The organism is Micromonospora sp. NPDC005707, from assembly GCF_040631005.1.
In the GTDB taxonomy this organism is placed as follows: Bacteria; Actinomycetota; Actinomycetes; order Mycobacteriales; family Micromonosporaceae; genus Micromonospora.
This window is the reverse complement of sequence record NZ_JBEXYR010000007.1, coordinates 35,746-59,930: the sequence shown is the minus strand read 5'-3', so window position 1 is coordinate 59,930 and position 24,185 is coordinate 35,746. Positions and strand designations below refer to the sequence as shown.

Sequence of the window (24,185 nt, the reverse complement as noted above, 5' to 3'; positions counted from 1 at the left end):
GGGGGCTTTCGTGCAGTTTCATCGGCAGACCGGCGTGTCGCGAGGGGGAGCGTGATGGACGTTCTCGGTTATCTGCGCCTGGTCCGACGCCACTGGTGGATCGTGCTGGTCACGGTGATGGTCGCCCTGGGCGCCGCCGCCCTCGTGACGGTCCGGACGGCGCCCCGCTACGAGGCCTCGGTGACGTTCTTCGTCACCACGCCGAGCCAGGGCGTCACCGACGCCTACCAGGGCAGCCTCTTCCTCCAGCAGCGGGTGAAGTCCTACGGTGACCTGCTCACCAGCGACCGGCTGGCACAGAGCGTCGTCGCCGAGGCGCCGCTCGGGCTCACGGCCGACCAGGTGCAGCGCCGGATCACCACCTCCACGGAGGCCGGCACCGTGCTGCTGAAGGCCACCGTCACCGACACCGACCAGACCCGGGCGTTGAAGACCACCGAGGCGCTCTCGGCCAAGTTCATCGAGCTGGTGCAGAAGGTGGAGACCCCGCCGGACGGCAAGGCGCCGCCGATCAAGCTGGAGGTCGTCAGCGGCCCCCGGGTGACCTCCAACCCGGTCTCGCCGCAGCCGGTGCGGAACCTCGTCATCGGCGGCCTGCTGGGGCTGCTGCTCGGGGCGGGGCTGGCCGTGCTGCGCGGGCTGGCCGACGTCCGGATGCGGGACGCCGCCGCGCTCCAGCGGGTCACCGGCAGCCCGCTGCTGGGCGAGATCCCGTTCGAGTCCGGGGCCAAGGCGGCCCCGCTGATCGTCGGCGAGGCGGCCAACTCGCCGCGCGCCGAGGCGGTCCGCAAGCTGCGGACCAACCTGCGCTTCGTCGACGTGCACGAGCCCGCCCGGGTCATCGCGGTCACCAGCGCGCTGCAGGGCGAGGGAAAGACCACGATGGCCTGCAACACCTCCATCGCCCTGGCCGAGGCCGGCTGGCGGGTGCTGCTCATCGACGCCGACCTGCGGCGTCCCAAGGTCGCCGACTACCTCGGCCTGGACGGCGGGGTGGGGCTCACCGACGTGCTGGTCGGCGACGTCCAGGTCGGTGACGTGGTGCAGCGGTGGGGCGACAAGTCCCTGCTGGTGCTGCCCAGCGGCGCCACCCCGCCCAACCCCAGCGAACTGCTCGGCTCCAAGGCGATGGCGGACCTGCTGGTGGCACTGCGCGAGTCGGCGGACATCGTGGTCATCGACACCGCACCGCTGCTCGCGGTCACCGACGGCGTGGTGGTGGCCGTGCAGGCCGACGGCGCGCTGCTGGTCACCCAGCAGGGGCGCACCTCGCGCAGCCAGGTGGCCGCCGCGGCCCACGCGCTGCACTCGGTCTCGGTGCGCCTGCTCGGCTGCGTGCTGAACATGGCCAAGGTCGCGAAGGCGGACGCCTACCAGTACGAGGCGTACAAGGTGGTCGTGCCGCCGGCCGGGCCGTCCGTGCCCACCGACCGGGCCGGGGTGGCCCGGCGCGGGGAGCAGGCCCCGGTGGGCGACCACACCCAGGAACTCACCCGGCTGTCCCGATGAGCGCGAGCACCGGTCGGATCGAACGCTCGATCTCCTCGGCGCAGCGCCGGAAGTCGGCGGGCGAGCCGCCGATCGGGTCGCGCAGGTCGTCCGCGTCGGGGGTGGCGGGTTGCAGCCGCCCCCGGGCGCGGGCGGCCGCCACGACGGCGGCCAGCAGCGGGGACTCCGCGACCGGGCCGGCCGGCTCGGCCGGCTCGGTCGCCTCCGCCGCCTCCGCCGTGGCGGCGGCGGCCAGCCGGGCGAACTGGCGGAGCGTGAAGGTCCGGCTCAGCGCGGCCGGGGCCAGCGCGGTGCAGACCGAGCGCTGCCGCCGGGTCGCGGTCAGCACCAGGGCGGCCCGGGTCAGGTGCTCCGGGCGGAGCCGGCGGGTGCGGAACGCCGCCGGGTCCGCGCCGGTCCCGGCGGCGACCTCGACCGCGTACGGGTGCATGGCCGCCCCGTCGAGAGCGTCGGTGCCCGCGCTGGTCACCGCGACCGGCAGGTCGCGCAGCAGCCGGCGGGCGATGAACTCCGCCATCGGGGACCGGCACATGTTGGCGTGGCAGACGAAGAGCACCCCGTCGACCATCTGCACCCCTCTCGTCGGCACGGTCGCGGGACACGGCGCCGCGACGGCGGTGTTCCGGCGGTCGCGGCCGGACGCAGAGGGGATGCGGGCATCCTACGGGGTGCCGGGCCCCGCGCGCCGGGAAGCCCCGCCGGGAGGGCGGCCATGAAGATCGGCATCCTGTCGTACCACTTCCCGCCCGAGCCCGCGTTCATCCCGGGCAGCCTGGCCGAGGAGTTGGCCGCCCGCGGCCACGAGGTACGCGTCCTCACCGGCTTCCCGGACTATCCCGGCGGGCACGTCTATCCGGGTTGGCGGCAGCGCTGGCGGCACCAGACGCACAGCGAACGGCTGACCGTCCGGCGGGTGCCCCGGTACGCGGCCGGCGACGGCTCGGCGCGGATGGCGAGCTGGCTCTCCTTCGCCGGCAGCGTGGCGCTGACCGGCCGGCGCTACCTCGGCGACGTCGACGCCCTGTACGTCTTCCAGCTCCCGGCGGTCACCTTCGCCGCGGCCGGCCTGCTGCGGTTGCTCGGCCGGGCGCCGACCGTGCTGCACGTGCAGGACGTCTGGCCGGAGGAGGAGCCCTCCCGGGCGGGGGAGACCCGCCGGTGGTCGGGGCGGCTGGACGCCACCCTGCGCCGGATCTACCAGGAGGCGGGCGCCGTCGCGGTCACCGCACCCTCCATGCGGGACCTGGTGGTCGCCGGGGGCGCCGACCCGGACCGGGTCCGGGTGGTGCTGAACTGGACCGACGAGCGGATCTTCCGCCCGACCGAGCCCAGCCGGGCGGCCCGGAACCTGATCCGCCGGGACGGCCGGTGCGTGGTGATGCACGCCGGCACGATCGGCGTACGGCAGGGGCTGGAGACCGCGGTGCGCGCGGTGGCCGCGCTGGACGACCGGATGGACCTGGTCCTGGTCGGCTCGGGGGCCGAGGAGCGGCGGGTGCGGGGGCTCGCCGCCGAGCTTCGGGCCGACAACGTGCGGTTCGTCGACCGGCGGTCCCCACTGGACATGCCGGAGCTGTACGCGGCGGCCGACTACCAGCTCGTCATGCTGCGTGACCTGCCCGAGCTGCGGGGCATGGTGCCCGGCAAGCTCCAGGCCGCGCTGTCCTGCGCCGCGCCGGTGGTCGCGTCGGCGAGCGGCGACACGGTGGCGCTCGTGGAACGGGCGCGGGCCGGGCTGTCCTGCCCACCGGAGGACTGGGCGGCGCTGGCCGACCGGTTCTGGCTCGCCTCGGCCATCCCGCCGGCGGCCCGGTCGGACATGGGCCGCCGGGGCCGGGACGCGTACCTGCGCGAGATGTCGCTGCGGGCCGGCGTCGACCGGATCGAGGGCCTGCTGCGCGAGGTCTCCGCGCGCGCCCAGGGTGCCCGCCGCTGACCGGAGCGGATCTCACGAAACCGCCACACCGGGGTTAAGTGCGTGATAACGCCACGAAGCGGTGGAAATTCGTGCTAGAAAGCGATCAATCGTCAATGGTGTCCGATTTCGAGCCACGGGAGAGTGGTGTGACGGAAAGCGGTGGGCTGCCCCGCCGGCGGCGGCGCTCCCGGCGCCGCAGCCGGGCCCGCGTACGCCGGATCCTGCTCGTCGGGCTGGTCGTCGTCTCGGTCCTGCTGGCCGCCGGCGGCTGGGTCGGGTTCCGCGGCTGGCAGGCCCGGGCGCACCTGCTCAACGCCGCCGGGCTGGCCCAGGAGCTGAGCACCCAGGTGGTCGGCGGCGACGTGGCCCGGGCCCAGCGGACCCTCGCCGCGCTCCAGGAGCAGGCCGCCTCGGCCCGGGCCGCCACGGGCGACCCGGGCTGGTGGCTCGGCCAGCAGGCCCCGTACGCGGGCGACGACCTGGCCGCGGTCCGCCAGATCGCGGTGGCCGTGGACGACCTGGCCCGGCTCGCCTTCCCCACCCTGCTCCGGGTCGACCTCGCCTCGCTCGTGCCGAAGGAGGGGAAGCTCGACCTGGGCCGGCTGCGTTCCGTCTCGGCCGAGGTCTCCGCCGCCGACCGGGCGGTGCGGCAGACCGGCGAGCGGTTGCGCGCGGTGTCCACCGACGACCTCGTCGGGCAGGTGCGGGACGCGGTCTCCGGGCTGCGGACCGAGTTGGACCGGCTGGGCGAGCTCACCTCCGCCGCGGACCAGGGCGCCCGGCTGCTGCCGTCGCTGCTCGGCGCCGACGGCCCCCGCAGCTATCTGCTCGTCTCGCAGAACCCGGCGGAGTTGCGTGCCACCGGTGGCATGTTCGGCGCGTACGCCGTGCTGCGGGCCGAGGGTGGCCGGATCCGGCTGTCCGGCCAGAAGAGCGCGAGCAGCCTCGGATCCTTCACACCGCCGCTGCCGGTGAGCCAGGAGCTGCGGACCCTCTGGAAGGACCTGCCGGGGATGTTCCCGGCGGACGTCAACCTCAGCCCGGACTTCCCGACGGCGGCGGCGCTCTACCGGGAGATGGTCCGCCGGCGCACGGGCACCGAGGTGGACGGCGTGCTCGCGGTGGACCCGCTGGTGCTGTCGTACCTGCTCGGCGTGATCGGGCCGGTCACCGTGCCGGGCCAGCCGAGCCTGGCCGGCAGCACGGTGGTCCGGACCCTGCTCAGCGACACCTACCGGACGCTCGACACCAAGGCGCAGGACGCCTTCTTCGCGCAGGCGGCGTCCGCGGTGTTCGACACCCTCTTCACCAAGGCGGTAAATCCCCGTGCCCTTTTGACCGTTTTCAACCGTTCTATTGCTGAACGCCGGATATTGTTCTGGAGTGTCCATCCCGCGGAGCAGCGGGTCCTCGGCGACAGCCGGTTGGCCGGGAAGCTCCGCGAGAAGGACATCGTGCCGACCGTCGGCGTGTTCCTCAACGACGGCAGCGGCGCGAAGCTCGGCTACTACCTGAGGTTCTCGGCAACCGTGACGGTCGGCGACTGCCAGCCGGACGGGCGCCGCGAGCTGCGGCTGCGGGTCACGGTCCACTCCACCGTCCCGCGGTCGGGCCTGTCCGAGTCGGTCACCGGCCTCGCGCTCTCCGGCGATCCGTACACCGCCCGCACCCTCGTGTCGGTGTACACGCCGACCGGAGGGGCGGTGCTCGGCGGCCGGCTGGACGGCAAGGACACCGCGATGGGCAGCGGGTCCGCCGGCAGCCGCCAGGTGACCGTGGCGAACGTGGAGGTCAAGCCGGGTCGGACCCGGACCCTCGACGTCACCCTGCTCACCGGCAAGACGAGCGCCGGCACTGCCGAGCTGGTGCTCACACCAACCGTCACCCCATGGACCACCCAAGTTGTTTCCGCACCAAGCTGTGATCAGTAGGAGGGAATCCATCATGCGGCTATCCCGCATCATCATGGCGTTCACGGTCGGCCTGGCCGTGGCGGCCGTGCCGACCGCGGCCGGCGCGGCGCAGCCGCAACCGCCCGTGTACCCGCCGACGGAAGTGTCGCTGACCATCGAGCCGCCGACCATTTTTCTCGGCGGAACCTTCACCCTGACGGGCACGGGCTTCACGCCCGGCGAGGTCAGGTTCGACGTGGAGATCAGCGGCAACCCCAACGCGGCACCCGCCCAGGGGACGGTCCGCCGCAGCGACGGCAGCACGGTCGCGATGAGCGCGGTGGCCTACCAGCAGCCGCAGCCGGCGCCGACCGCGTTCACCGTGACGGCGCGCGACGACGGCACCTTCACCGTCACCTACAAGCCCAGCCGGACCGGGCGGCACCACTTCACCGCCACCCAGGGGACTCGGACGGACGATGCCACGGGCATCGTCTACCCGGCGCGGCCGCACCGGCCCCCGCACGGCGGCGGCAACCTGCCGGTGACCGGTGACAGCCTCAGCACGCCGGTGAAGCTCGGCGGCGGCCTGGCCGGCGCGGGTGCGGTGCTGGTGCTGCTCTCCCTGGCCTGGCGTCGGCGCGGTCGCTTCGGGATCGGCTCCCGCTGACCCAGCGGCATCCCGGGCAACGCCCGGACCGTTCGTGACGGTGCCCGCCGGACCAGATCCGGCGGGCACCGTCGCGCCTGCCGCCCCCCGACGCCGCACAATGACCGGATGGACCCGACGCAGCCGTGGACCGACCGCGCTGGCCTGCTGGTGCTGCCCGGCGGCGCCACCGTACGCGGGCGGCGCGTCGCCGCGCCCGCCACGCCCGCCGACTTCGCCCTGCTGCTGGCCCCCGGGCCGGACCCGGCCTGGCCGGCCCGCCGGATCCGCTGGCCCGACTTCTGGCTGCCGCTGGACCGCGCCGACGCGCTCGACGCGCTGCGGGAGGCGTGGCGCCGCGCGTACGCGGGGGAGCGGGTCGAGGTCGCCTGCCACGGCGGTGTCGGCCGGACCGGCACGGCCCTCGCCGCGCTCGCCGTTCTGGACGGGCTCGACCCCGAGCCCGCGGTGACCTGGGTCCGGGCCGGCTACCACCCGCGCGCGGTGGAGACCCCGTGGCAGCGCCGATGGCTGCGCGGCGTCAGCTGAGCCGCTCGGTAGGGTGCCTCTTCATGAGAGCCCGGGTCCTGGCCGCCACCACCGTCCTCGCCGTGCTCGCCAGCGGGGCGCCGGCCCCGGCACACGCCGCGCCGCCGGTGACCGCCGCCCCCGCGGCGGCGGTGCCCTGCCCGCGGCTGCCGGCGCCGAAGGTGACCCGGCCGCCGCGTCCCACCCCGCCGCCGTCCGTGCCCGAGGAGCAGGCCGTCGGCGGTGACGCGCTGGCCACCGCGGGCCTGGTGGCGCCACCCGGCAGCCCGGCGCCCCCGGCGGTCACGGCCACCACCTGGCTCGTCGCCGACCTGGACACCGGCGCCGTGCTCGGCGCCTGCGGCCCGCACGAGTACGGAATCCCGGCGAGCACCCAGAAGCTGCTGCTGACCGCCACCCTGCTGAACCGGCTCGACCCGAAGCAGGTGGCCACCGCGACCAGGGCCGACCTGGACATCGAGCGGGGCAGCTCGGCCGTCGGCCTGCTCGTCGGCGGGCGCTACCCGGTGGAGACGCTCTGGCTGGGGCTGCTGCTCCAGTCCGGCAACGACGCGGCGAACATGCTGGCCCGGCTGGGCGCCGGCAGCGCCCGCGCCGGCGTCGCCGAGATGAACGCCGAGGCGCACCGGCTGGGCGCCCGCCAGACCCACGCCGCGACGCCGTCCGGACTGGACGGTCCCGGGCAGTTCACCAGCGCGTACGACCTGGCGCTGATCGCCCGCGCCTGCTTCGCCGACGCGCGGTTCCGCCGCTACGCGCTCACCGAGCGGACCCAGATCCCCGCCCAGCCCGCGCTCAAGAAGGGCGGCTTCCAGATCCAGAACGAGAACCAGCTGATCTACCGCTACCCGGGTGCCCTCGGCGGCAAGACCGGCTTCACCGAGCGGGCCCGGCACAGCTTCGTCGGCGCGGCCCAGCGCGGCGGCCGGCGGCTCGTGGTCACCCTGCTCGGCGCCGAGTCCCGCCCGGCGCGCGGCTGGCAGCAGGGCGCCCAGTTGCTCGACTGGGGTTTCTCGCTGCCCCGGGACGCCTCGGTCGGCCGGCTGGTCGACCCCGGCGAGCTGGACGCCGAGCGCGTCGCCCCGAGCGGCTCCCCGGCAGCGGCCCGCCCGACCCCGCCGCCGCAGTGGCGCGGGCCGGCCGGGACCGCGTTGCGCCGCATGGCCGACGGCGACTGGCAGGTCATCGTGCCCGCCGCCGGCCTGCTCGCCCTCACCGTCGGCGGGTTCGTGGCCGTCCTGGCCGCCCGCCGCGGCCGCTCCCGCCGGACAGGCCGCCGCCGCGCCTGACACCCGACCGGGCCGCCGCCGCGGCCGCTCCCGCCGGACGGGCCGCCGCCGCGCCTGACACCCGCCCGACCCGCGTACCGGTCGGGCGGACCGCCGGCGATGCCGCCCGTTCCGGCGGCCGGTCGCCCTATCGTCGGGTCATGCGGGACAGCCGGCCAACCGACGGAACCACGCCCGGCGCCCCCGCGGCGGTGCGGGCGCGCCCGGGAACCCACCGCTGACGCCGGCGATGCGCCGGAGCCACCCGCCCTTCGGCCGCCTGGCCCGAGCCCTGCGGATCACCCCGCGGAACGTGATCCTGCTGCTCATGCTCGGCCTGCTGGTGCACTTCCTGCTGCCGCAACTGGGCCAGGTACGCGCCGCGCTGCACGCCCTGCGGCACGCCGACCCGCTCGCGGTGGCCGGCGCACTGCTCGCCGCGGCCGCCACCTATCTGCTCAGCGCGCTCGCGCTGCGGCTCGCCGTCGCCGCCCCGGTGCCGCTCGGCCGCACGGTCGCCGTCCAGGTGGCCGCCGCCTTCGTCAACCGGCTCGCGCCCGGCGCGCTCGGCGGCGCCGCGCTGAGCCTCCGGTACCTGCACCGGCAGGGACTGACCGTGCCGGCGGCGGCCACCGCGGTCGCCGTGAACCGGGTCGCCGGGGTGCTCGGCGTGGCCCTGCTGCTGCCCGTCCTGCTGCCGTTCACCCGGGGGACGCGCCGGCACCTGGTCGACGCCGCCGCCGGACGCGGCCTGGCCGTGCTGCTCACCGTGCTCGCCCTGCTGCTGGCCGTCGCCGTGGCGCTCGCCGTGCCCCGGTGGCGGGCCTGGCTCCGGGCGGCCCGGCGTCAGGTCGCGGACGCCCTGCGCGCGCTGGTCCGGGGCGGCCGGGCCGTGCCGCTGCTGACCGTGAGCGTGGCGCTGACCCTGGCCTACGCCGCCGCGCTCTGGCTGGCCCTGCTCGCCGTCGGGCTGCCCGCCGAGTCGGCGCTGCTCGCCCCGGTGGCGCTGGTGTGCGTGGTGGGGGAGGGGGCGGCCACCGCGGCGCCCACCCCGGGCGGGCTCGGCGCCACCGAGGCCGCCCTGGTCTCCGGCCTGCTGCTCTACGGCGTCCGGACCGAGACCGCGGTGGCCGGGGTGCTCGTCTACCGGCTGGCCACCTTCTGGCTGCCGGTGCTGCCCGGCTACGTGGCGTTACGCCTGCTCCTGCGCCGCGGCGTGGTGTGACGCCCGACGGGAGCTGGTGTCAGCCGGAGGCCAGCGGCACCGGGCCGGTCGGCTCGGCGCGGACCGGCTCCGGCCAGGGGTGACCGGCCGGCTGCGGCTCGGGCACCCGCAGGCCGACCCGGGCGCCCCCGTCCGGTCCGCTGCCGACCACCACCGTGCCGCCGAGGGCGCCGGCGACGGCCCGGACGATGGCGAGCCCGAGGCCGGTGCCGGTCGCGGTGGGGAGGCCCGGCCCCCCGGCGAGCAGCTCGGGGACGGCCTCCGAAGGGATGCCCGCCCCCGAGTCGACCACCTCCACCGTCCACCCGGCGGCGTCCCGCCGGCCCACCAGCGCGATCCGGTCCCCGGGGCGGGTGAACTTCACGGCGTTCTCGATGAGGCAGTCCAGCGCCGCCTCCAGCCGCTCCGGGTTGACCCGGGTCAACCCGACCGCCGATCGGCAGGACCAGTCCCGGTCGGCGGCGGGCGCCCAGCGCTTGGCGATCCGGGCCAGCTCGACGTCCAGGTCGACCGGGCGGATCGGGTGCTGCCGCTCCAGCTGCATCAGGGTCACCAGTCGGTGCGCGATCCGGGTCGCCTTGTCCAGCTCGTCGAGGATCACCGCGGTGTCCGCGACGGTCGACGGGTCGTCGTGGGTGCCGCGCAGCAGCTCGGTGTAGCCGCGGGCGATGGTCAGCGGCGTCCGCAGCTCGTGCGAGGCGAGCCGTACCAGCAACTCCTGCCGGTGCGCCCGGTCCCGCTCGGCCTCGCCGATCCGGCGCATCTCGTGCAGCAGCACGTGCCGGCGGTGCACGTGCCAGGCCATCACGATGAAGATCACCGCCATCAGCGGCTCCTCGGCGGTCTCTTCCCAGCGGATCTCGCCGACCGCCGCGTGGTGCGCCAGGATGGCCCCGGTCGTGCTGGTGACCCCCGCCAGCGCGCCCACCATCCATCCCAGCGGCCAGGTGGTGAAGCCGTAGACCAGCGCCAGGCTGATCCAGACCAGGTGGAACGGCACGGTCTCCTGCCCGGGCAGGAACCACATCAGCGCCACGTTGACCGCGGCGAAGAGCATCCAGGCCCAGGCGAGCGCGCGGTCAGTCGGCGGCGTACGCATAGCCCACGCCCCGCACCGTCTCGATCCGGTCCGTGCGGTCCAGCCGGCCGCGCAGCCGGCGCACCGAGACGTCGACCACGTTGCTGCCCGGGTCGAAGTCCAGGCCCCACACGTCGGACAGCAGCTCCTCCCGGCTGCACGCCCGGCCGGCCCGGGTCATCAGGTGCTGCAACAGCAGGAACTCCCGCAGTGGCAGGTCGACCCAGACCCCGTCGACGGTCGCGCGCCGCCGGTGCAGGTCCAGTTGCACCGGGCCGACCCGCAGCCACCGGCCGGCGTCACCGGCCGGCCGGCCGCGCATCCGGGCGCGTACCCGGGCCAGCAGCTCGGCCACCGCGAAGGGCTTGCCCAGGAAGTCCGCCGCGCCCGCCTCGAGTACGGCGACCCGGGTGCTGACCTCCGGCACCGCGGAGAGCACCAGCACGGGCTGCCCGGGCCGTTGTGCCAGCAGCCGGTCCAGCACCTGCCGGCCGTCCAGCCCGGGCAGCATCAGGTCCAGCACGACCAGGTCGAAGTCCCGGCGCAGCGCGGCGTTCAGGCCGTCCGTGCCGGAGGCCGCCCGCTCGGTGAGCAGGCCCCCGCCCTCCAGCGCCCGCGTGACGAGCCGGCCGATCCGCTCGTCGTCCTCGATCACCAGTACCCGTCCCACCGTGCCCCCACAGACCTCGGCGACTATCTGGTGACTCAATGAAGCCGGTCTGATCCTGATTCGCGCCACCGCCGAACGGGGTGGATTGGTGTCGCCGTTCCGACACGACCGGTCACCGCCCGGATGACGACCACATGACGGCGTGGTCATAAGCGGTCACTGGTGGGCCCGCGCTGCGCATGCTCCTGACACCGGCCCGGCCGCACGTTGTCGCGGCCGCCTTCCGTTGACCGAGGGGGTGAGGGCATGCCGGGTCGTTCCGTCTGGCCGCGCTGGTTCGTGTCCGCCAGTTGCCTGCTGCTCGTCGGGTTCGTGGTGCCACCGGGCCCGGCCGCCGCCGAGCCCACCACGGGCGCCCTCACCCTGGCGGTGGTCAGCGCCCGTACGGTGGGGCCGGCGCCGCAGATCCAGCAGGGCGACGCGGTCACCGACTACCGCTGGATGATCACGGCGGACGACACCGGTGACCCGCACGACGCGCTTGAGCACTGCCTGCCCGCGCGGGCCGGGGTGGCCAGCGCGGCCGACTTCGCCGACCACTGCCGCTGGCCGTCCATTCGCAACACCCCGGGCGCGGTCCCAGTGGTCGCGCAGGGCGACCAGGACACCCTCTCCTCGGGTACGGCGCTGGACGGCCTGCCCGCCGGCCGTTACCTCATCTCGGTGACGGCCGACGGCTACAAGATCGACGGCGAGCACTTCACCGTCACCGCGGGACGGACCGGCGCGGTGACCGTCGGCATGCAGCCGTACCCGCTGCCGCTCGGCACGGTCCGGCTGCGGATCTTCGAGGACAGCGTCCCGGTCGACGGCACCTACGAGGTGGGCGCCGAACGCGGGCTCGCGGGCTTCACGGCCCACCTGGCCGACGTGATGGGTGAGGTGACGGTCGACTACTACGGCAACCCGCTCTGCACCGAGTACCGGCACACCGCGCCGGACGCCACCCACCCGGCCGGCCAGGTCGTCTTCGCCGACGGCCGGCCGGTCATCGCGCGGGAGTCCACCGGCTGCCGCAGCGACGCACAGGGCGACATCGCCATCCCCAACCTCGGCCCCGACCGGTACGCGGCCTCGGTCGTGGCGCCGGGCGGACAGACCTGGGTGCAGACCACGACCCTGGAGGGCGGCCACGACTGGGACGTCTGGGTGCAGGAGGCCGACACCGGCTACGACACCGAGCAGAGCCTGGGTGGCGAGCCGGTGCCGTACGTCGACTTCGGCTTCGTCGCCCCGAAGCCCCTCACCGGCACCGCCGCGGGCGCGGTCACCGGCACCGTCGTGCAGGCGTACACCTATGTGGGCGGTCAGGGCGGTGTGACGCTGCCGGCCGACGGGGTGGCCGGGGCGAAGATCGCCGGTCCGGTCGCCCGGCCCTGGGTGGCCCTGTCCGACCTGGGCGACGGCGACCGGATGGTCTACCTGGACCGGGGCGCCGCCGACGGCTCGTTCCGGATCCCGCACGTCCCCGACGGCGACTACCAGCTGACCCTCTGGGACGGCCCGCAGGAGATGCTGCTCGACTCGTTCAACGTCACCGTCAGCGGCGGGAAGACCGTCGACATCGGCGCGAAGCCACTGGTCGGCTGGTTCACCGAGATCACCGGCACGGTCTTCGTCGACACCAACGGCAACGGCCGGCAGGACCCGGGAGAGAGCGGCGTGCCCCGCTTCCCGGTGGTGCTCAAGGAACGCGACAACTCCCTCATGGACCAGGCCACCAACAGCGTGGTCACCGACAGCGCCGGCCACTACGCCATCAAGGAGGCGTACCCGCTGACCAAGTGGCTGGTGCTGGAGGCGTTCAACACCCGCTACAAGACGACCGGCATCACCTACCAGGCGCCGAACGAGCCTGAACCCACCACGCTGCGCGGCGCGGCCGTCGACGTCGACGTGCTGCCCATCATCGGGCTCTCCGGCCGGGTGGACTGGGGAGTACAGCCGTACCAGGGCGCGGAGAACGGCGGCATCGCCGGCACCGTCACCTACGACACCACCCGCAACGAGCTGGACCCGGCGAACGCGGCCACCGAGCCGTACCAGCCGGGCATCCCCGGCATCGAGGTCCACCTGTACGCGGTGGTCCGGGACGCCGACGGCGACCCGGTACGCGAGGCGGACGGCTCGCTGAAGAGGGGCCCGGAGCTCAACGACGCGTACACCTCGGAGACCTGGCAGCCGGGGCGGGGCTGCACCGCCCGGATGTTCGACGGGCGCCCGCTCACCGACCAGCTCGCCCTGCCGGACTTCGGCCGGGAGGCGAACCAGATGTGCGTCGAGGCCCCGATGATGGGCTTCCAGGCCGCGCCGACCGACAACGACCCGACCAACTTCGGGCAGACCGTCAACGGCAACTACGCGTTCGCCGACTCCAAGCTCAACCTGATCCCGCCGGGTGACCCGGCCAACCCCGGCGCGGACCACGACCTGCCGCTGTACGCGCCGCTGCCCGACGGCGAGACCCAGCCGCTGGTGCCGGACGACTACCTGGTCAGCGTGGAGAGCCCGACCAACCCGGTCGGCGGCGGCCCGATCTACCAGCCCACCCGGGAGGAGGACGTCAACGTCTTCGACGGCGACGGCTTCCTGCCCCAGGAGAACTTCCCGCCCGCGCCCGACCAGGCCGCCGACCAGCCGGCGCCGCCCGACCCGCAGCCCGACCCGGGTGAGCCGCCGTCGCAGGGCAACGGCATCACCTCGTCCTGCGCCGGGGCGCTGCACACGGTGCACGTCACCGACCCCGGCTTCCTCGACGGCGGCGGCAGCCCGTTCGAGGGCCAGCGGCGTCCGCTCTGCGACACCAAGCTCGTCGAGGTCCGGGGCGGGCAGGCCAGCGCCCCCAACTTCAACCTGTTCACCCCGGTGCCGCTGCCCACCCACTTCTGGGGCCTGGTGATCAACGACCTCGGGCTGACCCACGACCGGCGCAGCGCCAACTACGGCGAGGCCGAGGGCATCCCGGACATCCCCGTGGGCCTGTACGACTGGGCCGGCCGCCTGGTGGACACCGTGGACACCGACTTCAACGGCATGTACGAGGCCATCGAGCCGTCCACCAGCACCTACAACTGCCCGCTGCCGGCCGGCCCGTGCCCGAACATGTACCGCTTCGTCGGCAACGATCCCGGCCAGCCGGGCCACCTCAACGGCAACTACAACCCGCGCTACCGGACCATCGCCACCAACTTCCAGGCCTGGCCCGGCCTCTACACGGTCACCGACACCGCGCCCACCGCGGTCGCGGCGGTCGGCATCTCACCCGGCTCCGGGCGGCTCGGCGCGGTGCAGTGCGACCCGGCCGGGGACGTTCCCCAGCTCTTCGCGGTCTCCCGGCCGTTCCTGCGCAGCACCGACACCGACCGCCGGGTCACCATCACCGGCACCGGGTTCGGCGCCCGCGGGCCGGGCAGCGCGGTCGTCCTCGACTCCGCCGGCACCGACCCGACGGTGACCGTCACCTCCTGGTCCGACCGGAGGATCGAGGTCACCCTGACCGGCGGCTCGGTCGGCCCCGCCGAGCTGCGGGTGACCGCCGCCGGCGGCCGGACGACCACCAACGGCCTCACCTTCCAGCTCCTCGGCGCCACCACCGGCACCGGCGTCGGCGGCGCGGCCAACCCGCGGCTGTTCCAGGTCAAGCCGCCCGCGTGGGCCGTCCGCGCCGGGGAGACCACCTACGGCGCGGTGCAGTCGGCGCTGGAGGCGGCGGCCGCCACCGGCGGCATCGCGGTGGTCGCGGTCTGGCCGAACACCCCCGGGCCGGACAACCCCGCCGGCGCCTACTACGAGAACGTGGTCGTGCACTCCTCGGTCCGCCTCCAGGGCGTCGGCCCGGGCGGCCGGTACGCCGACAACACCACGGTCGCCGGGTCCATCCTCGACGGGCGGGCGTTCGGCATCGACAACCCGACCGGCACCGCCTGGCTGAATCTGGTCGGCTCCCTGCCGCATCTCGGCCCGGAGGCGGTGCCCGACGGCGCGGTGGTGACCGTGCTGGCCCGGTCGGGCCAGTTCGGCGCCGGCAACCCCGTCACGATCGACGGCTTCCGGATCACCGGCGGCAACCAGTCGGACTTCGCCGGCAACGTCAACGACGTCACCGGTGGCGTGACGACCCCGTACGGGGCGCCCGGCGCGGTGGTCACCCAGGGCGGCGGTGTCTACCTGCACGGCGGCGCCGACTACACCCGGATCACCGACAACGTCATCGTCGCCAACAGCGGCTCCTACGGCGGCGCCATCCGGGTCGGCACCCCGTACCTGAACACCAGCAACGACCACGTGAGCATCTCCCGCAACCAGATCCGCGACAACGGCGGCACCAACCTGGCCGGCGGGATCGGCATCTTCGCCGGCAGCAACGCGTACTCGGTGGACCACAACGCCGTCTGCGGCAACTTCTCCGCCGAGTACGGCGGCGGGATCAGCCACTACGGCCTGTCCTACAACGGACGGATCGCCGCCAACCGGATCTGGCTCAACCAGTCGTACGACGAGGCCGGCGGCATCATGGTGGCCGGGGAACTGCCGTCGGACCCGACGAAACTGTCACCCGGCTCCGGGGCCGTCGAGATCGACGCCAACGTGGTGGAGGCGAACCTCGCCAACGACGACGGCGGCGGCATCCGGCTGCTCCAGGCCGGCAACGTGCCGGTCTCGGTGACGAACAACATGGTGGTGGACAACATCTCCACCCACGAGGGCGCGGGTGTGGCGCTCGACGACGCCCCGGACGTCCGGATGGTCAACAACACGGTGGCCGGCAACATCACCACGGCGACCGCCGCCACCAGCGACGGCCGGGCCGCTCCCGCCGGCCTCTCCACCACCGCCAACAGCGACCAGCTCCAGGCCACCCTCCCGGGCGGCTCGCCCACCTTCAGCAAGCCGAAGCTGTTCAACAACATCTTCTGGGACAACCGGGCCGGGGAGTGGAACGGCGTCCGGGTCACCGGCATCGGGGCCGCCGACGCACCCGCCGCGGAACCGGTGCGGCACTGGGACATGGGCTCCGCCGACGGGGTGGGCCCGCTGACGCCGACCAACTCGGTGCTCCAGGACACCACCGGCACCACGCTCAGTAGCACCAACCGGGTGGGCCTCGACCCGGCGTTCCGCAGCCCGTTCCCGGTGTCGGTGCAGATCCTGACCTCGCGGACCTTCCCGTCGTTCCGCCAGGCGGTGATCGTGCTCCAGCAGGTCCCGCTCACGCAGATGGGCGACTGGCATTTGGCCGGGGCCGCCTCGCCGGCCAGCGGCCTCGGCGTGGCCTCCCGCACCTACGGCACCTTCACCGTCACCGCCCCGACGGTCGACATCGACGGCCAGTCGCGCAGCACCACGCGGCCGGACGCCGGCGCCGACGAACTGCCCTGACCGTCCGCGGGCGGCCGGCCCACACCGGACGCCCGCGGATCCCGCCCGTCCCCACCCACCGAGGAGGAGATCGTGACCGATCCCGTACGGCAGCCGAGCGTCAGCCGGCGTGCCCTGCTGGCCGGCGTCACCGGTCTGGGCACCTGGGCGGTCCTGCCGGAGCGCGGCTCCGACGCCCAGCTCCGCCGCCCGGCCGCGGTGCTGCCCCGCGCGGTCCCGAACCCGACCGCGACCCTGCACCTGGCCGCCACCGACGGCTGGGTCTCCATGCCGCAGGGCGCCCCGCCGATCAGCCCGTTCTGGCCCGATCCGCTCGCCCCAGCCGGCGCCGACCTCTACGTCTTCGGCTTCCGCGACGTCACCGGCCTGTCCGCCACCCAGGTCACCGCCCAGCGCGGCAAGGCGCAGATCAGCGCCCCGCTGCTCGGCTTCGACCAGGAGACCGACATCAGGATCACGCTGTCCAATCTCGGCCTGTCGGTCCGCCCCGACCTCACCGACGGCCACACCGTGCACTGGCACGGCTTCCGCAACGCCATCCCGCTGTTCGACGGCGTGCCGGAGCTGTCCATCTCGGTGCCGATCGGCCGCGACTTCACCTACTTCTACCGCCCGCACGACGCCGGCACCTACATGTACCACTGCCACTTCGAGGACGTCGAGCACGTGCAGATGGGCATGACCGGGATCGTCTACGTCCGCCCGGCGCAGAACGCCGGCACCGCCGACGTGCCGCCCGGGCGGTACGTCTACAACGACGGCGACGGCACCACCCGGTACGACCGGGAGTTCGCGCTGATGCTCACCGAGGTGTGGGCCGAGGCGCACTACCGGGACGCGCACATCCAGACCACTGACTGGACCGACTACAAGCCGTCCTTCTTCGCCTTCAACGGCCGCTGCCACCCGGACACCCTGGCCCCGAACGGCGACCCGATGAGCGCCGCCGCCGGCCGGCTGCGCTACCAGCCGATCTCCTCGCTGATCACCGCGAACGCGGGGGAGCGGGTGCTGCTGCGGCTGGCCAACCTCGGCTACCAGAACCACACCGTCACCGTGGACGGCGTCGACCTGCTGGTGGTCGGCAAGGACGCCGCGCTCCTGCGCGGCCGCGACGGCAGCGCCGAGTACCAGGTGACCAACACCGTCCAGATCGGGCCCGGGGAGAGCCGGGACGTCATCTTCACCGCGCCCGACCCCGGCACGTACCTGCTCTACGACCGCGACCTGATGTCGCTGGCCAACGCCGGCGGCGGACGGGGCGGGCAGCTGACCGAGATCCGGGTCTCCCCGCCGGGCACCCTGCCGGCGCAGACCCGGGCGAACGCCTGAGATGGGGGTTCCGATGCTTCGTCTCGACCGCGGCCGGTGGAAGCGGCTGAGCGCGGTGCCGCTCGTCGCGGCCATCGTCGCCGTGCTCGTCGTCCCCGGTCCGAGTCAATCGGCCGCCAGCCCGCCCGCCGGCCTGGAGTGCCTCAGCGCCGGCGACAACGCCTTCGACCTGACGGCCACCGGCGGGTACGCGGCCATGCCCGACGGCAACACCATCTACATGTGGAGCTACGCGGCCGGCGGCGGCGCGTTCCAGCTCCCCGGCCCGACGCTCTGCGTCACTGCCGGGTGAAGGTGACCGTGGTGCTGCACAACAGCCTGCCCGAGCCCACCTCGATCACCTTCCCCGGCCAGGTCCAGGTGCTCGCCGACGGCCAGCCGGCCCAGCCGGAGACCGACGCCGCCGGCACCCTCACCTCGCTGACCACCACGGCCGCCGCCAACACCGGTTCGGTCACCTACACCTTCACGGCCGGCTCGCCGGGCACCTACCTCTACCAGTCCGGCACCGACGTCCAGAAGCAGGTGCAGATGGGCCTCTACGGCGCCCTCGTGGTCCGCCCGGCCGGCCACCCCGAGCGGGAGAACGACCGGGCCGACTCGGCGTTCGACCCCGACCGCGAATACCTCTACCTGCTCGGCGAGATCGACCCGGACCTGCACCTCGCCGTCGAGCGGAACCGGGCCTACGACTTCACCCGCTACAAGGCCCGCTACTTCACCATCAACGGGCGCAGCATGCCGGACACCATCGCGCCCAACCACGCCGACTGGCTGCCCGCCCAGCCGTACGGGGCGCTCATCCACATCCGCCCGTACGACCCGGTGGGCAACCCGAAGCCGGCGCTGATCCGCTATCTCAACGCCGGCTCGGTGAGCTACCCGTTCCACCCGCACGGCAGCGACGAGCAGCTCATCGCCCGGGACGGCCGGCCCGCGCAGGGCGCCGGCGGGCAGGATCTCTCCTACTCCAACTTCCTCATCGACGTGGCGCCCGGGCAGACCGTGGACACGTTGATGATCTGGAAGGACGCCGAGCACTGGGACCCGCAGGGCAACCCGATCCCGGTGCCGTTGCCCTCGTTGCAGGACCAGATCGTCGGCCCCGGCCCGGAGACCTGGTTCGCGGAGAACCCGTACCTCGGCGGTGAGCCGGGCGAGCTGCCGCCCGGCGTGGTGCAGAACAACCAGTGCGGCGAGTACTACCACGTCGCGCACAGCCACGCGCTGGAACAGGCCACCAACTACGGGGCGAGCTTCGGCGGAATGATGACGCTGATCCGCATCGACCCGCCCGCCGGATGCCCGGCGTGATCAGGCAGGGGAGGGCGACGATGACACCGACCCGTACGCCTCGGCTGGTCGCCGGGATCGCGGCCGCGCTGCTGGCGCTCGGTCCGTCCCCGGCGAACGCCGCGGCCCCGCACGCGGCTCCCGCCGGGCGGGCACCGGCCACCCTCGCCGGGGAGCCGGCCCCGCCGCAGGGCGCGCTGCCGCAGACCGGCTGCCAGCTCGCCGGCGGTACGGCCAGCTGCGAGCTGTGGGCCAAGCCCGGCTCGGTGGTGCTGCCCGGCGCCGCCGCGCCGGTGCCGATCTGGGGCTTCGCCTCGACCGCCGCCGCCCCGGCCACCCTGCCCGGGCCGGTGCTCGTCGTCGACCAGGGCGACCGCGTCACGATCACCGTGCACAACGGACTGACCGACGACCTGGCGCTGGCCCTGCCGGCGGTCACCGGGCTCGCCCCGGACCGCACCGGCGCCGCACCCGGCAACACCCGCGGCTACACCTTCACGGCGTCCCGCCCCGGCACCTACCTCTACGAGGCCGGGCACACGGCGCTCGGCCCCCGGCAGGTCGCCATGGGCCTGGTCGGAGCGCTGGTGGTCCGCGCTCCCGCCGTCGGCGGGCGGCCCAGCGCGTACGGGGACGCCGCCTCCGTCTACGACGACGAGGCGGTGCTGGTGCTCACCGAGGTCGACCCGGCCTTCAACGCGGCCCCGCGCACCTACGACATGCGCGCCTACGCCCCGACGTACCGGCTCATCAACGGCAAGGCGTTCCCGGAGACCGACGTGGTCGCCACCGACGTCGGCCGCCGGGTGCTGCTGCGCTACGTCGCCGCCGGGCTCCAGCCACACCCCATGACCCTGCTCGGGCTGGACCAGTTGGTGGTCGGCCAGGACGCCCGTCCGACCGCGTACCCGGAGGCGGCGGTGACCCTGCCGCTGCAACCGGGGCAGGCGGTCGACGCGGTGGTCGGTGTGCCGTCCGGCCCGGACGGGCGGCGCTTCGCGCTGCTGGAGTCCGGCGGGCGGCTCAACAACGCCGGCCAGCGCTACGGCGCCACCGTCACCGGCGTCAGCCCCCAGCAGGCGTTCGGCGGCATGCTGACCTTCCTGGACACCAACCCGCCGCCGGTCAGCGGCGACCACGTCGGCCCGACCGCGGCCAACGTCCGGGCCGCCCCGAACCCGGCCAGCGTGCGCGACGCCGTGACCGTCACCGCCGACTTCACCGACGCCCGTAACGGCAACTCGGTGGTGGACCGGGCCGAGGCGGTCGTCGACGACCTGCGGATCGCCGAGGGCACCGGCATCCCGTTCACCGCCGCCGGCTTCGGCGCCGGTCCCACCGTCACCGGGGCCACCGCCGCCCTTCCCGCCGACCTGCTCACCACCCTGGCCCAGGGTCGGCACACCATCTGGGTACGCGGCCACGACGCGGCCGGCAACTGGGGCGTCGTGGGCAGCACGACGCTGAACCTCGCGGTCACCGGGGCGGTCACCACCGGGGTCACCCTCAGCCCCAGCCCGACCGCAGGCACGGGCGACATCGCGATCTCCGCCACCGGTGACGACCGCGGCCTCGGCGGCACGGTCACCGGGGCCGAGTACTTCCTGGACACCACCGGGGCCAACGGCACCGGCACCCCGCTCACCCTGGGCAGCCCGGGCGCGGCGGTCAGCGCCGAGTCCGGCACGGTCCCCGCCGTGGTGGCCGCGGCACTCGCCGAGGGCCGGCACACCGTGCTGGCGCACACCCGGGACTCGTTCGGGCTCTGGGGCCCGTACGCGACCGCCGACCTGGTGGTGGACCGGACGGTCCCGACCCTGCTCTCCGCGGCGGTCGACCCGGCCAGCACCGACGGCCGCACCGGATCGGCGTCCGACCCGACCGACCTGCGGATCAACGCCGCCTTCACCGACCCGGCCGGCGGCGGGACACACTCCGCCATCGCCGGTGCGGAGGGTTTCCTCGACACGGGCGGCGCGGACGGCACCGGCTTCACCTTCGTCGCCCTCGACGGGTCGTTCAACGGCGGCACCGAGAACACGTACGGGCTGCTGCCGCTCAGTGAGCTGACCGGGCTCGCCGACGGCGCCCACCAGGTGCTGGTGCACGCCCGGGACTCGGCCGGCAACTGGGGCCCGCTCGCCTCGGTCGGCTTCGTGCTGGACCGCGCCGGGCCGGTGATCAGCGCGGTCACCGCCGCACCGAACCCGACCGCCCGGGCGGCGACGCTCACCCTGAGCGCCACCGCCACCGACGCGGCCTCCGCGGTCGCCGCCGCCGAGTGGTACGAGGGCGCCGACCCCGGCGCCGGCCACGGCCACCCGATGGCAGTCGGCGGCACCGCCGTCTCCGCCACGGTCGCCCTCAACGGGTTCAGCAAGGGCGCCCACACCCTGCGGGTGCGGGCCCGGGACGCGCTGGGCAACTGGGGCACGGCCGGCAGCGTCACGGTCACCGTGGACCCGCCGAACGCGATCTTCGCCGACGCCTTCACGGGCGGCACGAGCGCCTGGTCGCAGGTGAGCGGCACCGTGTCGGTCAGCGGTGGGCAACTGGTCGCCGGCACCGTCGGGTACGTCGTGGACACCACCCCGGCCGCCGAGCGCACCGTCCACGCCAGGGCCGACGTCATCCTCGGCACCGTCAACCCGCAGACCGCGGTGGTCACCGTCTACCAGCTCCGCAACGCCTCCGGCGGGGCCCTGGCGGTGGCGCAGTACCGGCGCAGCAACGGCGTCAACCAGTTCCGGCTGGGGCTGCTGCGGCCGGCGGGCTGGGCGTACACCGGCTGGGTCGCCGCGAGCGGCGGCACCGTACGGCTCGACTGGGCCTCGGCCTCCGCGGGCTCGGCCACGCTCAAGGTCGGCGCCGTCACGGTCGGCACGCTGACCGGCGACACCAGCGGCTACACGGTGGAGTCGGCGGCGCTGGGCCTGGTCGCCCGTACCGCCACGACCAGCGGGTCGCTGCGTTTCGACAACTACGCCGCCACCCGCTACACCGCACCCTGACGCCCGGGGGCCGGGCACCCGCCCGGCCCCCACCCTCCCCCCGAGGAGTCCTGACCATGGTCGCGATCCCGCTCCGCATCCCGCGCCCCCGCCTCGGCCGGCTGGTCCTCGCGCTGCTCGTGCTGGCGCTGGTCGCGGTGTCGACAGTCCGCTTCGGCGGGTACGCCGACGCCCGCCAGGGCTACGCCGTCCCGCACGACGGGCAGTTGGAGGCCACCCTCGGCATCCGCTTCACCCAGGCCGCCGTCGTCGGCGACGGCGGCCTGGTGGAGCTGCGCTACGTGGTGCTGGACACCCAGAAGGCGTCGGCCTTCCAGAACGACACGAAGCATCCGCCGCGGCTGCGCAACGAGCGCTCCGGCAAGCTGGCCTGGCGGGCGGCGCTCATGAAGCAGGGCCACGAGCTGCGCCCCGGGCAGAGCTACTACCTGCTCTATCTGAACAACGGCAGCGCGATCAAGCGAGGCGACAAGATCGAGATCACGTCGGGGCAGCGCCGGCTGGCCCACGTGCCGGTGCGGTGACCGTCGTGCGCCCCCGGCTCGGCCGTCTCCTCGCCGCCCTCGCCGTGGCGGGCCTGACCGTGCTGGCCGGGCCCGCGCCGGCGCAGGCGCACGCGTACCTGGCGAGCAGCGCGCCCGCCGACGGCGCGGTGCTCGACCGGGCGCCCGAGACGCTGACCCTGGCCTTCACCGAGCACGTCGAGCTTGCCGCCGCCCGGGTCGCCCTGGTCGACGGGGACGGCCGGCACTGGGCGGTGACCGGGCTGGCGCTGCGCGGCGCGGACGGGGAGCCCGCCGCCGGGGACGCCGACAGTGAGGAGCCGGTCAGCCTGGTCGCCGGCCTGCCCGCCCTGTCGCCGAACACCTACCACGTCTCCTGGCGCACCCTGTCCAGCGACGACCTGCACACCACGAGCGGGACCCTGGTCTTCGGCGTCGGCCGGCAGGTCACGGCCGCCGGCGCCGCCGGCCCGGTCGGCCCCGGCCCCCGGGAGACCGCCGCCCGCGCCGCCGGCCTGCTCGGCCTCGCCGTCCTGCTCGGCGGCGCCGCCCTCACCCTCCTCGCCGGCCGCCGCGGGTCGCCGGGACCCACCATGGACCCCGCGCTCCGCCGACGGTTGCTCGTGGTGTCCGGATACGGGGGAGCGGTCGCGTTGCTCGCCGCGCCCCTGCAACTGGCCATCCAGCTCGCCGGGGCGGCCGGCGGGTGGCGGCTGCTGGCCGACCAGCTCACCAGCGGCCGCTGGCTGCTCCGCGAGGCCGGCACCGCGACCCTGCTCGCCGTCGTGCTGGCCGCCGCCCGCCGGCTCCGCACGGCGCCCGACGCGCGGATCGCTCCCGCACGCGTCGTCGTCGGGCTGGCCGGGGCGCTCGCCGCGGCGGCCGGCACCGCGCTGCTCGGCCACCCGACGGGCGGTCCGGTCCGCACCGCGCTGGTCGGCGGCGGGCATGTCCTCGCGGCCGGAGGTTGGGCCGGCGCGGTGGTGGCCGCGGTGCTCGTCCTGCTGCCCACGGCCTCCCGCACGGCCGAACGTGCCGCCCAGCTCCGTGCCCTGCTGCGTGTCTTCGCCGCCCTCGCGGTCGGCTGCGTCACCCTGCTCGTGCTGACCGGGCTCCTGCTCACCGGCCCCCAGGTCGCCACCGTGGATGCGCTGCTCGGTTCGCCGTACGGGTTGCTGCTGCTGGCCAAGGTCGCGGTGGCCGGGGTGGCCGGGGTGCTGGGGCTGCGGACCGCCCGACGCCTGCGCCGGGCCGACCTGCCCCGCCGGGGCCTGCTCGCCGAGGCCGGGGCGCTCGCGCTCGTCCTCGGCCTGGCCGGGGCGTTGGCCGCCGCCGGGCCCGCCCGCGGGCCCGCCTTCCCGGTGGCCGACGCCGCCCGGACGCAGCCGCAGGTGAGCGGCCAGATGGCCGACCTCGTCGACACCGTCGTGGTCCGCCCCAACCGGCCCGGTCGCAACATCGTCAGCATCGCCGTCGGGGACACCCGGCGCCCGGCGCCCGGCCCGGTGACCGGGGTGTCGCTCCTGCTCACCGGCCCGAACGGGGAGCGGGCCGTGCACCCGGTGACGCGGACCGCCGACGGCTGGGTGGTGGCGGTGGACGACATCCGCACCCCGGGCAACTGGCGGGTGGGGGTGACCGTGCTCCGCGACGGCCTGCCCCCGGTCACCGACACCCACCCCTGGCCGGTGGCGGCCGGTGACCGCACCGCCACCCCGGTACGCGTCTCGGCGGCCCCGCTGCGACCGGCGCTGGACCGGTCGGCGTTGGGGCTCGGCGCGGCGGCGGTGGTCGGCGTGGTCTTCGTCGCCGCCTGGCGGTGGCGACGCCGGCGGCCGGCAGTTTACGCGGCACCGCCGTCCGCGTGATGCGAATCCCCGAGCCGGCAACCCGTTCGGGTCGGCGTGGT

The 24,185-nt window shown here is 74.9% G+C and carries 17 protein-coding genes; 14 read left to right on the top strand and 3 right to left on the bottom strand.

From position 1 onward, the window contains the following. Positions 1–54 precede the first annotated feature (54 nt). Positions 55–1,509: a polysaccharide biosynthesis tyrosine autokinase gene (locus ABZ452_RS15425; protein ID WP_357942964.1), complete on the top strand. Its 1,455-nt coding sequence runs from the start codon at positions 55–57 to the stop codon at positions 1,507–1,509. On the opposite strand, the gene ABZ452_RS15420 is transcribed toward ABZ452_RS15425, so the two are convergent. Next, entirely contained in the window at positions 1,490–2,077 is a 588-nt protein-coding gene (locus tag ABZ452_RS15420) for a low molecular weight phosphatase family protein (RefSeq protein ID WP_357943686.1), read from the bottom strand. The genes ABZ452_RS15425 and ABZ452_RS15420 overlap by 20 nt on opposite strands. Before the next feature lie 144 nt (positions 2,078–2,221). On the opposite strand from ABZ452_RS15420, the gene ABZ452_RS15415 reads away from it, so the two are divergent. From ABZ452_RS15415 to ABZ452_RS15390, 6 genes are all read left to right on the top strand, one after another. After that, the gene (locus ABZ452_RS15415) at positions 2,222–3,445 is read left to right on the top strand and encodes a glycosyltransferase family 4 protein (RefSeq protein WP_357942962.1); all 1,224 of its coding nucleotides are present in this window, start codon (positions 2,222–2,224) and stop codon (positions 3,443–3,445) included. A gap of 128 nt (positions 3,446–3,573) precedes the next feature. Further along, on the top strand, positions 3,574–5,358 hold the full coding sequence (locus ABZ452_RS15410; RefSeq protein ID WP_357942960.1) for a DUF4012 domain-containing protein: 1,785 nt from the start codon (positions 3,574–3,576) through the stop codon (positions 5,356–5,358). Positions 5,359–5,371: 13 nt separating this feature from the next. Further along, positions 5,372–5,989, top strand: a complete 618-nt coding sequence (locus tag ABZ452_RS15405) for a hypothetical protein (RefSeq protein WP_357942958.1) — start codon at positions 5,372–5,374, stop codon at positions 5,987–5,989. Between the two features lie 108 nt (positions 5,990–6,097). Then, entirely contained in the window at positions 6,098–6,517 is a 420-nt protein-coding gene (locus ABZ452_RS15400; protein WP_357942956.1) for a protein-tyrosine phosphatase family protein, read from the top strand. Positions 6,518–6,540: 23 nt separating this feature from the next. Then, positions 6,541–7,806, top strand: coding sequence for a serine hydrolase (locus tag ABZ452_RS15395; RefSeq protein ID WP_357942954.1), 1,266 nt, complete (start codon positions 6,541–6,543; stop codon positions 7,804–7,806). A 229-nt stretch (positions 7,807–8,035) separates the two neighbouring features. Beyond that, a complete protein-coding gene (locus tag ABZ452_RS15390; RefSeq protein ID WP_357942952.1) occupies positions 8,036–9,010 on the top strand; it encodes a lysylphosphatidylglycerol synthase domain-containing protein in 975 nt (324 codons plus the stop codon). Positions 9,011–9,029: 19 nt separating this feature from the next. On the opposite strand, the gene ABZ452_RS15385 is transcribed toward ABZ452_RS15390, so the two are convergent. Then, a complete protein-coding gene (locus ABZ452_RS15385; protein WP_357942950.1) occupies positions 9,030–10,109 on the bottom strand; it encodes a HAMP domain-containing sensor histidine kinase in 1,080 nt (359 codons plus the stop codon). Next, entirely contained in the window at positions 10,090–10,758 is a 669-nt protein-coding gene (locus tag ABZ452_RS15380; RefSeq protein WP_357942948.1) for a response regulator transcription factor, read from the bottom strand. The genes ABZ452_RS15385 and ABZ452_RS15380 overlap by 20 nt, the downstream gene beginning before the upstream one ends. 246 nt (positions 10,759–11,004) lie before the next feature. On the opposite strand from ABZ452_RS15380, the gene ABZ452_RS15375 reads away from it, so the two are divergent. The 7 genes from ABZ452_RS15375 (at position 11,005) to ABZ452_RS15345 (ending at position 24,144) form a co-directional block, all read left to right on the top strand. After that, complete coding sequence (locus ABZ452_RS15375) at positions 11,005–16,137, top strand: IPT/TIG domain-containing protein (protein ID WP_357942946.1); 5,133 nt, start codon at positions 11,005–11,007, stop codon at positions 16,135–16,137. 72 nt (positions 16,138–16,209) lie between these two features. Then, positions 16,210–17,469: a multicopper oxidase domain-containing protein gene (locus ABZ452_RS15370; protein WP_357942944.1), complete on the top strand. Its 1,260-nt coding sequence runs from the start codon at positions 16,210–16,212 to the stop codon at positions 17,467–17,469. Between the two features lie 13 nt (positions 17,470–17,482). Beyond that, positions 17,483–17,761 carry a hypothetical protein gene (locus ABZ452_RS15365; RefSeq protein ID WP_357942941.1) on the top strand — a complete coding sequence of 93 codons (279 nt, stop codon included), beginning with the start codon at positions 17,483–17,485 and terminating at the stop codon, positions 17,759–17,761. 11 nt (positions 17,762–17,772) lie between these two features. Continuing rightward, positions 17,773–18,783 (top strand): multicopper oxidase domain-containing protein, encoded by a 1,011-nt coding sequence (locus ABZ452_RS15360; RefSeq protein WP_357942939.1) that lies wholly within the window; start codon positions 17,773–17,775, stop codon positions 18,781–18,783. Positions 18,784–18,803: 20 nt separating this feature from the next. Continuing rightward, positions 18,804–21,773 (top strand): multicopper oxidase domain-containing protein, encoded by a 2,970-nt coding sequence (locus ABZ452_RS15355; protein ID WP_357942937.1) that lies wholly within the window; start codon positions 18,804–18,806, stop codon positions 21,771–21,773. Positions 21,774–21,829: 56 nt separating this feature from the next. Continuing rightward, positions 21,830–22,297 carry a hypothetical protein gene (locus ABZ452_RS15350; RefSeq protein ID WP_357942935.1) on the top strand — a complete coding sequence of 156 codons (468 nt, stop codon included), beginning with the start codon at positions 21,830–21,832 and terminating at the stop codon, positions 22,295–22,297. After that, entirely contained in the window at positions 22,294–24,144 is a 1,851-nt protein-coding gene (locus ABZ452_RS15345; protein ID WP_357942933.1) for a copper resistance CopC family protein, read from the top strand. The genes ABZ452_RS15350 and ABZ452_RS15345 overlap by 4 nt, the downstream gene beginning before the upstream one ends. The last annotated feature ends 41 nt before the right edge of the window (positions 24,145–24,185 follow it).

Coding starts and splice junctions, on each gene's coding strand:
- ABZ452_RS15395 (WP_357942954.1), top strand. CDS start 6,541: ATGAGAGCCCGGGTCCTGGCCGCCACCACCGTCCTCGCCGTGCTCGCC.
- ABZ452_RS15390 (WP_357942952.1), top strand. CDS start 8,036: ATGCGCCGGAGCCACCCGCCCTTCGGCCGCCTGGCCCGAGCCCTGCGG.
- ABZ452_RS15405 (WP_357942958.1), top strand. CDS start 5,372: ATGCGGCTATCCCGCATCATCATGGCGTTCACGGTCGGCCTGGCCGTG.
- ABZ452_RS15420 (WP_357943686.1), bottom strand. CDS start 2,077: ATGGTCGACGGGGTGCTCTTCGTCTGCCACGCCAACATGTGCCGGTCC.
- ABZ452_RS15365 (WP_357942941.1), top strand. CDS start 17,483: ATGCTTCGTCTCGACCGCGGCCGGTGGAAGCGGCTGAGCGCGGTGCCG.
- ABZ452_RS15425 (WP_357942964.1), top strand. CDS start 55: ATGGACGTTCTCGGTTATCTGCGCCTGGTCCGACGCCACTGGTGGATC.
- ABZ452_RS15415 (WP_357942962.1), top strand. CDS start 2,222: ATGAAGATCGGCATCCTGTCGTACCACTTCCCGCCCGAGCCCGCGTTC.
- ABZ452_RS15385 (WP_357942950.1), bottom strand. CDS start 10,109: ATGCGTACGCCGCCGACTGACCGCGCGCTCGCCTGGGCCTGGATGCTC.
- ABZ452_RS15400 (WP_357942956.1), top strand. CDS start 6,098: ATGGACCCGACGCAGCCGTGGACCGACCGCGCTGGCCTGCTGGTGCTG.
- ABZ452_RS15350 (WP_357942935.1), top strand. CDS start 21,830: ATGGTCGCGATCCCGCTCCGCATCCCGCGCCCCCGCCTCGGCCGGCTG.
- ABZ452_RS15355 (WP_357942937.1), top strand. CDS start 18,804: ATGACACCGACCCGTACGCCTCGGCTGGTCGCCGGGATCGCGGCCGCG.
- ABZ452_RS15375 (WP_357942946.1), top strand. CDS start 11,005: ATGCCGGGTCGTTCCGTCTGGCCGCGCTGGTTCGTGTCCGCCAGTTGC.